At 51.4% G+C, this 12,723-nt stretch carries 15 protein-coding genes; all 15 read left to right on the forward strand.

Translation table 11 applies throughout. The annotated features are described in order from the left end of the window. Nucleotides 1-136: 136 nt before the first annotated feature. Nucleotides 137-973, forward strand: coding sequence for a LamG domain-containing protein (locus HFP08_RS02035; protein WP_168118835.1), 837 nt, complete (start codon nt 137-139; stop codon nt 971-973). Between the two features lie 151 nt (nt 974-1,124). Next, nucleotides 1,125-1,871, forward strand: coding sequence for a hypothetical protein (locus HFP08_RS02040; RefSeq protein WP_168118836.1), 747 nt, complete (start codon nt 1,125-1,127; stop codon nt 1,869-1,871). Beyond that, nucleotides 1,868-3,571 (forward strand): VWA domain-containing protein, encoded by a 1,704-nt coding sequence (locus HFP08_RS02045; RefSeq protein ID WP_168118837.1) that lies wholly within the window; start codon nt 1,868-1,870, stop codon nt 3,569-3,571. Before HFP08_RS02040 ends, HFP08_RS02045 begins: the two co-directional genes overlap by 4 nt. A 14-nt stretch (nt 3,572-3,585) precedes the next feature. Next, nucleotides 3,586-4,725, forward strand: coding sequence for a toxic anion resistance protein (locus tag HFP08_RS02050; RefSeq protein WP_168118838.1), 1,140 nt, complete (start codon nt 3,586-3,588; stop codon nt 4,723-4,725). 103 nt (nt 4,726-4,828) lie between these two features. After that, a complete protein-coding gene (locus HFP08_RS02055) occupies nt 4,829-5,080 on the forward strand; it encodes a hypothetical protein (protein WP_168118839.1) in 252 nt (83 codons plus the stop codon). Continuing rightward, nucleotides 5,077-5,493, forward strand: a complete 417-nt coding sequence (locus tag HFP08_RS02060) for a type II toxin-antitoxin system VapC family toxin (protein ID WP_168118840.1) — start codon at nt 5,077-5,079, stop codon at nt 5,491-5,493. The genes HFP08_RS02055 and HFP08_RS02060 overlap by 4 nt, the downstream gene beginning before the upstream one ends. 153 nt (nt 5,494-5,646) lie before the next feature. Continuing rightward, the gene (locus HFP08_RS02065) at nt 5,647-7,197 is read left to right on the forward strand and encodes an MDR family MFS transporter (RefSeq protein ID WP_168118841.1); all 1,551 of its coding nucleotides are present in this window, start codon (nt 5,647-5,649) and stop codon (nt 7,195-7,197) included. Between the two features lie 40 nt (nt 7,198-7,237). Continuing rightward, nucleotides 7,238-7,864, forward strand: coding sequence for an acyl-CoA-like ligand-binding transcription factor (locus HFP08_RS02070; protein WP_168118842.1), 627 nt, complete (start codon nt 7,238-7,240; stop codon nt 7,862-7,864). Nucleotides 7,865-8,009: 145 nt separating this feature from the next. Further along, complete coding sequence (locus HFP08_RS02075; RefSeq protein ID WP_168118843.1) at nt 8,010-9,251, forward strand: low temperature requirement protein A; 1,242 nt, start codon at nt 8,010-8,012, stop codon at nt 9,249-9,251. 122 nt (nt 9,252-9,373) lie between these two features. Next, on the forward strand, nt 9,374-9,805 hold the full coding sequence (locus HFP08_RS02080) for a YciI family protein (protein ID WP_168118844.1): 432 nt from the start codon (nt 9,374-9,376) through the stop codon (nt 9,803-9,805). Further along, the gene (locus HFP08_RS02085) at nt 9,805-11,094 is read left to right on the forward strand and encodes an RNA polymerase sigma factor (RefSeq protein WP_168118845.1); all 1,290 of its coding nucleotides are present in this window, start codon (nt 9,805-9,807) and stop codon (nt 11,092-11,094) included. The genes HFP08_RS02080 and HFP08_RS02085 overlap by 1 nt, the downstream gene beginning before the upstream one ends. Before the next feature lie 8 nt (nt 11,095-11,102). Then, complete coding sequence (locus tag HFP08_RS02090) at nt 11,103-11,486, forward strand: YciI family protein (RefSeq protein ID WP_277345819.1); 384 nt, start codon at nt 11,103-11,105, stop codon at nt 11,484-11,486. A gap of 7 nt (nt 11,487-11,493) precedes the next feature. After that, a complete protein-coding gene (locus HFP08_RS02095; RefSeq protein ID WP_168118846.1) occupies nt 11,494-11,889 on the forward strand; it encodes a VOC family protein in 396 nt (131 codons plus the stop codon). Between the two features lie 53 nt (nt 11,890-11,942). Next, nucleotides 11,943-12,284, forward strand: a complete 342-nt coding sequence (locus HFP08_RS02100) for a DUF1801 domain-containing protein (protein ID WP_168118847.1) — start codon at nt 11,943-11,945, stop codon at nt 12,282-12,284. Nucleotides 12,285-12,408: 124 nt separating this feature from the next. Continuing rightward, the gene (locus tag HFP08_RS02105) at nt 12,409-12,606 is read left to right on the forward strand and encodes a DUF2188 domain-containing protein (RefSeq protein ID WP_168118848.1); all 198 of its coding nucleotides are present in this window, start codon (nt 12,409-12,411) and stop codon (nt 12,604-12,606) included. The last annotated feature ends 117 nt before the right edge of the window (nt 12,607-12,723 follow it).

Here is a 12,723-nt window from a genome sequence, read left to right on the forward strand (position 1 = left end):
TGCCGCGACGGGTAGCTGGAAACAATCGAAATAATATCATTTCTCGAAACGGCCAACGAGAGCAGAGCATCAGGAATAACCGTTTCATTATAAGTGATTTCCTTGTTAATCATAGAATTGATAGGAGGAAGCGACAATGATGAAGGTTGGGAAAGGCAAAAAAAGTTTGATGTCTTTGACTCTGGGTATGTTGCTCGGCTGCAGTATTCTGTTAGGATCGGCATGCGCGGTGCCGATAACCTGGACTTATTCCTCGTATGATTCCGCAGTGCTCGCCGATGATCCGGTCGGTTATTGGCCCTTGTCGCCAAGCGAGGACGAGGATCAAACATCAAGCGGGCTGGACGGAACGTTCACAGGGAGTCCGGCAGCAACGACACTGCCAAACGGCGATGATGCCGTCGTATTCAACGGCGTTGATCAATATTTCACAATTCCGGATCATGATCTGCTTGAAGTGACAACGACCGGCATTCTGACGATTGAGGCGTGGATGAGGCCGGATACGCTTCAATTCACGGATAGCGAAGGCAGCGGATACGTGCATTGGATGGGGAAGGGAACCTCGGGGCAGCATTCATGGGTTGCCCGAATCTATAACTATACCAATGCCGAGAACAGGCCGAATCGAATCAGCGGTTATTCGTTCAATCTGACGGGCGGCCTTGGCGCAGGCTCGTACTTCCAGGATGCGATTGCCGCAGGCGAGTGGATTCACTACACGCTTGTCATCAACACGGTCGATACGAGCGCGACCTATCCGACAGGCTACACGAAGCTTTACAAGAATGGCGTTCTTCGGGATACGGACAGCTTGACCGGATACAGCATCGTACCGGGCAACGGCACGGCGCCGATGCGGATCGGCACAAGAGATTTCAATTCCTTTTTCGAAGGCGCCGTCGGAAAAGTCGCGGTGTATGATTATGAATTGACTGCCGCTCAGCTAGCGGCTCACTACGCCGCCATGTAATACGGGGCTTGCTGCACGATAGTTTTTGAAGAAGCTCTTATGAGACGTTTGTTGGTCTCTTAAGAGCTTTTTCGTTGTGCTTTTGGGGGGTGCTCGGCATACCGTTCGCAGATTCGAATAAGTTAAATAGTAGCGGAGGAGGTGTCTGTCATTGCGACTGGCAAACGGATTGAAGCTGACTGGCTTGATTGTCGGAGTAGCGATCACGGATATCGCCGTTCTGTCTCCGGGACTGCTGGGTATAGAGATTGGCGGCGGTAACGCGATGGAAACGGCCTCTGGAACGACTCTTCTTATTATGAGTGTGCTTGTGCTCTGCTACGGCGCTTTTCGATTTCTCTACGAGGCTGCAATCATGCCTTCTGCGACAACGTTCAAGACGCATGACGATTACATAGCGGCTTTGCAAGCTTACCGTGGCATGAAGGGTTTAAAGCGAGACATCGTTTGCTCCATCGACCAATTAAACCGGCTTCAGAGGAAGAAGCGGGCTTTAATCGGGCTTCTTGAACAACACTTCGATCGCACGGAGCTGAGCTTCCGCAAATTCGCGGCGGTCATTGCTGCGGTAGAGAAGCTATTCTACAACTTTATTAGGGGTATTCTGCATAAGGCCCATGTGTTTGACGCTTCTTCGCTTTCCGGCATGGAGAAGAAGAGCGGGAGGACGGCGTTGTTTTCCGAGAGGCTGATAAGTGAGAAGCGGCGGCTGTATGATGACTATCTTGGGGCGGTGAAAGGATATTTAAGCGCTAATGAGGAGATTTTGTTGAAGCTGGATCAATTATTGCTGGAAATTTCGAGGCTTGGCTACGCGAAAGATCGCAACGTTGAGGAATTGCCCTGTATGCAGGAAATCGACACCTTAATCAAGCAGACATCATTCTATCAGTCATGAGGGAAGGTGAGGCAGTGGGGAAGGGGAAAGCGTTTTTTGTCTTTGTATGCATGACGATTGCAGTGTTCGGCTTGATCTACTATGGCATTTCATTAACCTCGAATTGGAGTAAGACGGCATCGCAGATCGATGTGGAGAATGCGGCGAAGAAGCTGGAGGACATATACAGCGATGTTGATGTGACGATGGCTGAGCCTGTTAAAGGCCAGATTGATCTTGATTCTTCGGAAGTCGGCGATTCGCTGCCGGATATATCGAAGTTCCCTGTATCGGTCGAGAATACGACGAAGGATTATATAGAGATCTTCTCATCAACCGAGAAGTCCGGATCGGGCAATGACGGATGGTTGAATGAAGTGGCGGAAGCGTTTAATGATGCGGGTATTGAGAGGGACGGAAGAGAGGTGTCCGTAAAAATAAGAAGCATTGCCTCGGGCACGGCGACGGATTACATAAGGTCGGGCAAATATGTGCCGGACGCCTTCTCGCCGTCCAATGAGCTGTGGGGGCAGATGGTTGCGGCCGACGGCATACCCATACAGGAGGTTGCGAAACGGCTGGCCGGCAATGTCGCGGGGATCGTTACCAATAAGGCCAAGTATGATGAGCTGGTGGGGAAGTACGGCTCTCTTAATGTCAGGACCATAACGGACGCGATAGCGGCGAATGAGCTGTCCATGGGGTATACGGATCCTTTTGCCAGCTCGACGGGGTTGAATTTCCTGGTGACAACGCTGCAAACCTTCGACAGCTCGGATCTGCTCGGGGAGAAGGCGGTGCAAGGCTTTGAAACCTTTCAAACCAACGTGCCCTTCCTTGCGTCAACTACGCTTCAGATGCGGGATGCGGCGAAGACGGGGATGCTTGACGCCTTCGTGCTGGAATATCAATCCTATGTGAATGCTCCTGATTTGAAGAGCGGATATGTGTTCACGCCGTTTGGTGTCAGGCATGACAGTCCTCTCTATGCGCTGGGGAATTTGTCTGCGGAGAAGCTGGATATTATTGAAGCCTTTGCCCAATTTGCTCTGCAGGATCATTATCAGCAATTAGCTGCCGAGAAGGGCTTCAACGGAATGGAGGATTATCGCTCCGAGCTTGGGAAGGTGGATGGCAGTCTGCTATCCTCGGCTCAGAAGCTGTGGAAGGAGAAGAAGAACGGAAGCAAGCCGATTGCGGCCGTGTTCGTCGCGGATGTGTCAGGCAGCATGGACGGGGAGCCGCTTAATCGGCTGAAGGAGTCGCTATTGCAAGGTCAGAAATTTCTCGGAAGAAGCAATAGTATCGGGATTGTCTCCTATTCAAGTAAGGTCACGATTCAGTTGCCGATCGGCGTCTATGATACGAATCAGCAATCGATGTTCGTCGGAGCGGTGAATAGTCTGCAGGCCGGCGGCGGGACGGCGACCTTCGACGGCATTGCGGTTGCGATGAAGATGCTGGAGGAAGAGATGAAGCTTCATCCCGAAGTGAAGCCTCTTATCTTCGTGCTCAGCGATGGGGAAACGAATGAAGGGCATTCTTTGAAGGATATCAGAGGGCTTATCGAGTCTATGGAAATCCCGATCTATACGATTGGCTATAATGCGAACATCGAAGCGCTGCAAAGCATCTCCAGCATTAATGAAGCGGCAAGCATTAATGCGGATACCGATGATGTGGCTTACAAGATCGGCAATCTGCTGAATGTTCAAATGTGAATGGGGGCGAACCTATGTCATTTACAATGGAAGTGGCGAGTACGGAGAAGATCAAGTCGGCGCTGGAAGAAGAGGTGAAGCCGGTGCCGGAGGAAGTGAAGCAATTGCAAGAGCTGGCTTTGAATAATGTAACAGCCATCCTCGAGATGGACATTGAATCGATGGAGAAGCGCAAGGAGGTGCTGCAGTCGATTGAGCAATTCGGATTGGGGACAATGCGCTCCTCCGCGGATAAGAACGCGCTGCTGCAGGTCTCTGTTCGGCATTTGTCCAAGACAGGCGATGAGGGAGGACAGGTTGCGAAGGGGCTGACCGAGCTGCAGCTGCAGCTTAAGGATCTTGATCCGAGCGCTGTGGATTTTGCGAAGAGCGGGTTTCTGGGCTTGTTCTACAATCCCTTGCGCAGTTACTTCGCGAAATATCAGAAGGCCGATAGCGTGATCTCGGATATCATTGTATCGTTGGATAAGGGGAAGTCGGTGCTGCGCAACGATAACACCACCTTGGAGTTGGAGCAGCAGACGCTGCGCGAGCTGACGAAGAAGCTGCAGAAGGAAATTCAACTGGGCGTGCTCATGGATCAGGAGATTGAATCGCAGATCGAAGCGGCGAAGCGGCGAGGAGAATCCGAGGATAAGATCCGGTTTATTACGGAGGAAGTGCTGTTCCCAATGCGCCAGCGCGTGATGGATTTACAGCAGATGCTCGTCGTGAACCAGCAGGGCATCATGGCGATCGAAGTGGTGATGCGGAATAATAAGGAATTGATTCGCGGCGTTGATCGAGCGCGGAATGTGACGGTGTCCGCTCTTAAGATCTCTGTCACCGTAGCCAGCGCGCTCTACAACCAGCGCATTGTGCTGAAGAAGATTGAATTGCTGAACCAAACGACGGATGGGCTGATCAGCGGCACTTCCCGCATGTTGAAGGAGCAGGGAGCAGCCATTCACAAACAGTCGCTGGAGAGCAGCATCTCGGTGGATACGCTAAAGCAGGCTTTCACGGATGTGCTGTCGGCGCTGGATTCGATCAGCACCTACAAGCAGGAGGCACTCCCCCGCATGAGGGAGACGATCATGCAATTCAAGGAGCTCGCCGACAGCGGCGAGCAGCAAATCAGACGTTTGGAGAAGGGACAGCTGCTGGGGTTGTGATTGAATTATGATTGAATCAATGATAGATTCTTGATTTGAATGTTCGTTTGATTCAAAATTAGATTCGTTATATAATATAGAAAAGTGTTATGGGAGGGTTTTTATGATTGAGAAGAAACAGTTAACGGTTAGACTTCCGAAGTCTGTCATTGAATATATACAGGAAAAAGCAAAAAAAGAAAAAAAAGCATTGAACGACGTGATGACTGATATTACGGAAGAATATATGAAATGGCATGAGAGCGAACAATTGCTGCAGGACATCTTCGTCATACGGGAACGAGTGAAAAACGAATATGGCGTACACCCTGATTCGACAGAGGAGATTAGAGACCTCCGGGATGGTGACAGATGAATAAAGTATGTTTAGATGCGAATATATGGATTAAAGTACTGACAGAAGAACAGAATTCTCCTCAAGCAGAAAAACTTGTGATTCAATTATTTCGTGAACGTCAAGAAATTATTGCTCCTTCCATCATGAAGGTGGAGGTTGGAAGTATTTTGCGTAAGAAATGGAGCAAGAAGCTTTTGTCAAATGAAGATTTACAAGAATTATGGAAGAAGTTTGAGTCATTGCCCATAACGTATGATGAAGATAGACGGATTTATGAACGAGCATGGCATATAGCTGAAGAAAATCGTTTAATCCATCTTTATGACGCAGTTTATTTGGCGATTTGTGATCATATACCATTTTGGACAGCGGATGCAAGATTAGTTCGATCCGTTTCAACAACAACAGCTCAAATTCAATTATTGGAGTAATGGTGATGCATGCGAACTTTATTTCATCAAAGTACCAGCGACAAGCTGCTAAGAAGAGCTTTGTCGGTGGTTTTTTTATGCATAATATAAATTGACAGTAACTATCATTTGATATACACTTTCATTATATTAAATGGCGGAGGTCGTATCGTTATGGAAATGAACGCAGGCGCTGACCTGAAAACAAAGGAACGGAAAAACAACAAAGTATTGATTGTAGTCGGCCTTATTATCGGAATTATTTTCTCGGAGCTGGATGAAACGGTGGTCAGCACGGCGATGCCGTCGATCATTCGGGATTTGCATGGCTTGTCGCTGTATGGCTGGGTTGCGGGCATTTATATGCTGACGATGACGGCTTTCATGCCGATACTAGGCAAGCTGGCGGATCTGTATGGCCGCAAACGGATTTACATGCTTAGCATGGGTCTGTTTATCGCGGGTTCGATGCTTAGCGGATTTGCCCACTCGATGACGACGCTTCTCATCGGAAGGGGCATCCAAGGCATGGGAGCGGGAGGCTTGGTGCCGCTTGCGATGGTCATCTTCGGCGACACCTTCACTGTGGAGCAGCGAGCCAAAACGCAAGGGCTGTTCGGAGCGGTTATGTTCATCCCGCAATTGCTTGGTCCGCTCATTGGCGGATATTTCACGCAGCACATCTCTTGGCATTGGATCTTCTGGGTGAACATTCCGGTGGGATTGCTGGCCGCAGCCGTGCTCTCGGCGGGATTATCGGAGTCGAAGGGAAACAAAGACGCAAGAATTGACTGGGCAGGCGCGTTCTTGCTTGTTGCCGCGATTATCGCGTTTCTCGTTACTCCGGTGCTTCACGAGACGGAGGGCTATGGATGGAGCTCGCCCGTTCTGATCGGATTATGGGCGCTCGGAGCGATGCTGCTGGCGATTTTCGTCATGGTAGAAAGGAAGGCGAAGGAGCCGATCCTTCCGATGCATCTCTTTCGGAATCGGACGTTTACGATGCTATCCTTGATTGTGTTCACGTTGGTCATCGGAATTATGGGGCCTTTCATCTTGTTCCCGTTCTTCGCGCAGAATGTGCTTGGATTAACGCCCATCGCATCCGGTTACATGACTTTGCCGCTTATGGCTGGCGCGGCGATTGCAAGCGTCATCTCGGGGCGGCTCATAACGAAGATATCCTACCGTCTCATCTTCATCGTGTCCATGATGCTTCCGGCAATCGGGTTCTATCTGATGACCGGTGTAGATGCGGCAACATCTGTAATCGTCATATGCGGTTATTTTGCCATACTGGGTCTGGGATTCGGAGTGTTGTTCAATAATAATCTGATTGTGCAGGAAACGGTCGAGAAGGAGAACAGCGGCGTGGCGCTGACTTCGATTACATTATTCCAATCCTTCGGCTTAACGATCGGCGTGAGCGTCTTCGGAAGCTTGCTTGCGGGATCTATTCATTCAGGCATGGAAGATTTGGAGGCTGGCATTCCTGCGGGCAGCGTTGCCGAGCTAGGCGATGTCGCGCAAGGAGGAATTCCGGCGGGCTTGGACGCCGCCATCGTAACGCAGGTTAAAGATGTGTTCTCTGATGCCTTCCAGCATCTCTATTGGATTGCCTTCCTGTTCGCTTTGCTCGTTGTATTCTTATGCTTCTTCCTGAAGCGGGAGGTGCTGAGCACAGCATCTGCGGAGGAAGAGAATGCGTCTTCTCTAGAAGGTTAAAGCTCATACATGGTACAATGACTGTTGAGGTGAACATGCCATGTCTCCAGATCATTCTGCACCGGAGAAAATCGGTCTCCGCGAGAAGAAAAAACGAAAGACGCGCAAAACGATGCAGCAGCAGGCGATGCGTTTGTTTAAAGAGCAAGGCTACCATGAAACGACGATTGAACAAATAGCAGAGGCGAGCGAAATTTCGCCAAGCACTTTTTTTCGTTATTTTGCAACGAAGGAAGCATTGGTCATGCAAGACGAATACGATCCCATGCTCATACGGAATTTCATGGAGCAGCCGTCTGCGATGAATCCTCTGCAAGCTTTAAGAGCCGCGATTCATACAGGCTTGTCGACATTGAGCGAAGCGGAATTGGAGCTTGTGAAGCTCCGCATGGATCTTGTCTTCAAAGTGCCGGAGCTCCGGGCCGCCTCGCTAAAACAGATAAATGATTCTCTGGCGGTAATCGCTCGAATCGTTGCGGATCGTCAAGGACTTCCGAGAGATGATTTCGGCGTATTAACGTTTGCCGGCACCGTGCTAGGTGCAATTATGGCCGTGCAGCATCATTGCACGGAAAATCCCCAGGCGGAATTTTTGAAAACGCTGGACAGCGCCTTCGAGCAACTGGAGGCGGGGTTTCCTGAATTGTTGAAAAATTCGGGCGTTTAGCGGCACTTCTATTTCTGTTTGCGTTCGAACCTGCATAAGACCGACCAACTTCATGTTGGCCGGTCTTTTCTCTGTGAGGAATGCATCATGACGAAAATTCCAAATATCGTTATACTCTATGTAAGCGCAAGAGCTTGAATTTTATATGGAGGAGAGAATTTATAAAGTGCAGAATAACGGAAAGCAGTCCACTCCGTCCATGCTGTTCAGAAGCAGGGGCAATCATGATTCAGGCAAGGTATCGTTTATTGAATTGTTTTTTGATCTGATCTTCGTATTTGCGGTAACGCAGCTGTCGCATTCCTTCCTGGAAAACTTCACAATGGAAGGCGCGGTCAGATTGGCGCTTATCACAATGGCGGTCTGGTGGGCGTGGATCTTCACGGCCTGGGTCATTAATTGGCTTAACCCGGATTCGCGGCCTGTTCGACTGATGCTTGTTGCGCTCATGCTGGTCGGACTAATCATGTCGTCCTCGATAACCCAAGCCTTCGAGCATACCGGTCTATATTTCGGAGTCGCTTACGCGCTGTTCCAGGTTGGCAGGACCGCATTTACCGTATGGATGATGCGAGGCGGGGCGGATGAATTGCGTATTAATTTCATCCGCATTCTCGGCTGGTTGACTCTGTCGGGAGTGTTCTGGGTCGGCGGAGGTTTTATGCATGACTCTTGGCGTCTCGCGCTGTGGATTATCGCGCTTGTCATCGAGTATCTCTCGCCGTCCATGGGTTTCTGGATGCCGCGGTTGGGGCGCACGCCAACCCAGGTATGGAATGTGGAAGGCTCTCATATGGCTGAGCGCTGCGGCTTGTTCATCATTATCGCGTTGGGCGAATCAATCCTCGTGACAGGTTCAACGTTCGTGAAGCTGGAGTGGGATATTGAGACGCTGGGCTCCTTCGCCGTCGCGTTCATCGGGACGGTAGCCATGTGGTGGATTTACTTCGAATCGCTGGCCAAGACGGGGCATCATTATATCGCCCATTCCAGCGATCCGGGGAGGGTGGCGAGATCGGCGTACACCTATACCCATTTGCTGCTTGTGGCAGGCATCATTCTGACCGCCGTCGCCAATGAACTGATGCTCTCGCATCCTTTCGGGCATGTGGATGGAGGAATGGCGGCGGTCATGCTCGTCGCTCCGGCGCTTTATTTGCTAGGAAATATTCTATTCATGCGGATCGTTGCCGATGTGGTGCCTATGCCATCCTTGGTCGGACTAATCGTGCTTGCGGGCATCGGCGTGTTCGCGCGCGAACTGACTCCATTCGTGCTTTGCCTGTCTACTTCAGCGGTATTGACAGCGGTGTCGATATGGGGAAGCGCGCATGCGAATCGGCTGTGCAGCCGCATTCCGCAGGCGGCGCATGCTCAGAAGTCGTGAGACGGAGGGCGGCAATTATTTTTTTGCAAAAAAATGTTCCATTCTTGTCGATCTTAGTGCTGTTCGTACGTCGTCTATATAGAAGCGGAGAAAATCGCTTAACTTGAAGGAGGAGATTACGCATGCGATTCATGATGATTGTTAACGCGACAAAGGATTCCGAGGCAGGGAAGCCCCCAACGAAGGAATTGATTGAAGCTATGCAGCGTTATAATGAAGAACTGGTGAAAGCGGGAGTGCTTGTCGCGGCTGACGGGCTTCATTCGAGCTCGGATGCGATTCGCATCACATATCCCGAGCCTGGCGGCAAGCCGAAGCTGATCGACGGGCCGTTCACCGAAGTGAAGGAGATGATCGCGGGCTATACGCTGATCGAGGTGAGATCAAGGGAAGAGGCGATCGAGTGGGCGCTTCGGATGCCGGATCCGCATGGCAACGGAGAAGGTCAGATTGAGCTGCGGCAAATCATTGAACCGCATGAAATGATGGAGGATTCGGAGACGCTGGCTAAGGAGCTTGCCATGCGTCAGGAGATCGAAAGGACGAAGGGCTAATGACGGTTTCCGCAGCAAAGCGAACAATCGAGGCCATCTGGCGAATGGAATCCCCCAAGCTTATTGCCGGACTTGCGCGTATGGTGCGCGATGTCGGCCTGGCGGAGGATTTCGCTCAGGATGCGCTGGTCATCGCCATGGAGAAGTGGCCGGAGCTCGGAATTCCCGATAATCCCGGCGCATGGTTGATGACGGCCGCCAAGCGTCGCGCGCTCGATTATTTGCGCAGAAGCAAGCTGCGGGAGCGGAAGTATGAAGAGATCGGCAAGGGCGGGGCCATGTTCGCGGAGGATGATATCAATCTGACGGCGATAGACGGGGAGATCGACGATGATCTTCTTCGGTTAATCTTCACGACCTGCCATCCAGCCTTGTCGCGAGATGCGCGCGTCGCTCTAACGCTGCGGGTGCTTGGCGGTTTGACAACCGACGAGATTGCGCGCGCCTTCCATGTTGCCGAATCAACGATCGCCCAGCGCATTGTTCGGGCGAAGAAGACGCTCAGCGCGGAGAGAGCGGGCTTCGAAGCGCCGACGGGCGAGGAATTACATGCAAGACTCGCAGTTGTGCTCGAGGTAATCTATCTCATGTTCAACGAGGGCTATTCCGCGACTTCAGGAGGGAGCTGGATCAGACCGACGCTCTGTCAGGAAGCGTTGAGACTCGGAAGAATACTGACGGAGATTGCTCCGAGAGAGTCTGAGGTTCACGGCTTGACCGCCTTAATGGAAATTCAATCCTCGAGATTTCGGGCGCGAACCGATGCCGAGGGCAATCCGGTTCTGCTGCTGGATCAGAATCGGGCCTTATGGGATCATCTGCTCATCCGGCGCGGACTAGCTGCAATCGAGAGAGCGCAATCGCTTGGACAACTGCTGGGCCCCTATGCGCTGCAAGCATCGATTGCCGCTTGTCATGCAAGAGCCGGCACTGCCGAAGAAACCAATTGGCCGCGTATTGCAGCGCTCTACGAGGCATTGCTGCGGACCCAGCCTTCGCCGATTATCGCGCTGAATCGGGCAGTTGCAATTGGCATGGCTTTCGGTCCCGAGTATGGTCTCCAGCTTGTAGACGAGCTTTCGAACGAACCTTCGTTGATAGTGTATTCTCAGCTCCCCAGCGCGCGGGGAGACTTGCTCGCCAAGCTGGGGAGAATGGAGGAGGCTCGGGAGCAATTCGAGCATGCCGCCTCGCTGACTCGCAATGAGCGGGAGCGGCAGCAGCTCGAGAAGCGAGCGAAGGCATGCGCGGCACTTGAGGAACATGGCGAAGGAGGGAATCCATCCTGAGATTTCTCATACTATTAAAAGCATCGCAGCGCTATGAAGCGGGTTTGCGACCGGGCAGCTCGTATCAGACGGATATGACCGTATATCTTGAGCGCTTGAAGGCGGCAGGCAAGCTGCTGGATCTAGGACAGCTTGAGCCAAGCTCGTTCGGCATTCGATTGCATCCATCGGAGGGAGAGTCGCAACGATTGGAAGCAGGACCTTTTGAGAGGGGAAACGATGTGCTCGCGGGCTATATTCAGATTGAAGCTTCGTCGATGACCGAAGCGATGAAGTGGGCGAATCGATTGCCGCTTCCATACGGCGGAACTCTGGAGAACGAAATTGAAGTGCGTCAGTTGAAGGAAGAAGTTTCGGCAAGCGGAGCCTTATATTCTAATAAGAAGGAATGATGAGAATATGAAAGCACAATTAACCCCTTATTTGATGTCAAACGATGCAAGAAAACAGGCGGAGTTTTATAAGAATGCGCTTGGAGGAGAGATTGTTTCCGTCATGACGCATAATCAGACTCCGGGCATTCCAGAAGAGCTTAAGGATAAAGTGATGCATCTGGTGCTAACGGTAGCGGGCGGCAATACCTTGTTCTTCTCTGACTCCTTCGAGGGAATCGAGGCAAGCAGAAGCTTGAATCTGTCGCTTGGGTTTCAAGACGAAACCGAGGCAAGAAGCGCGTTCGCGAATCTTTGCGAGGGCGGAACAGAGAAATTTCCGCTTCAGTTGCAGCCATGGGGCGCTATGTATGGTGAAGCGGTGGACAAGTTCGGAGTAACCTGGATGATAGTAACGCAATAACGCAGCTGATGCCGGAGAACAAACCAAGGAATAACAAGGGGAGGGATACCGCTATGAGCGGAGAAGTAACGACATTTATTGAAGCAATTGATCAGCCATGGCAGGCGGAGCTTTGTACGGAGCTGCGGGAGATTGTCCTGCAGGCTATCCCCGAGGCGCAGGAGCGCATGCAATACAAAAAGCCGCATTTTCTGAAAAACGGCAAATACGCAGCGGTGATCTCCACCTCGAAAGCGGCTGTCAGCTTCACGATCTTTCACGCGGACGGGCTGACGCTGCCCGAGGGTCTGTTCGAAGGGCCGTCGGAGCGCAAGACGATCAAGCTGAAGCAAGGTCAAACGGTTGAGGGGGAGCTGCTCGTCTCACTGCTTCGTCAGGCTTCGGCCGCTCTTTAGCGAGCACTCGGTACCAAGCGTCTTCTTCGGCATCCTTCTTTCTATCCCGATACGTGCATTCTGCAAGCTTCCCTGTTTCGCAGCTGCCCCTGTCAGGGTACTGAGAGAAGAGGAGGGATGCGAGATGCCTTGGACGAAGGATGATTATCCGGACTCGCTCAAAAATTTCATGGCGCCGATCCGTTACAAAGCAATCGAAATTGCAAATGCGCTCCTGGAGGATGGTTATGAAGAGGGCAGAGCCATATCGATCGCAACGGAGCAGGCGAAGGAATGGGGCGAGAATCGCGACAAGAAAATCCGCAAGGATTCAGCAGAGTGAGAAAGCCCGAGAGTTAAGCTGAAGCTCAGTCAGCTGCTCTCGGGTTTTTGTTTGTCTGCGAAATCAGTCACTATGACCCTTTGAATTCCCGAAAGCCCGCAGGATGGACGAATTGTA

Origin of the sequence: Paenibacillus sp. HB172176 (genome assembly GCF_011947265.1) — a bacterium.
GTDB lineage: Bacteria > Bacillota > Bacilli > Paenibacillales > Paenibacillaceae > Pristimantibacillus.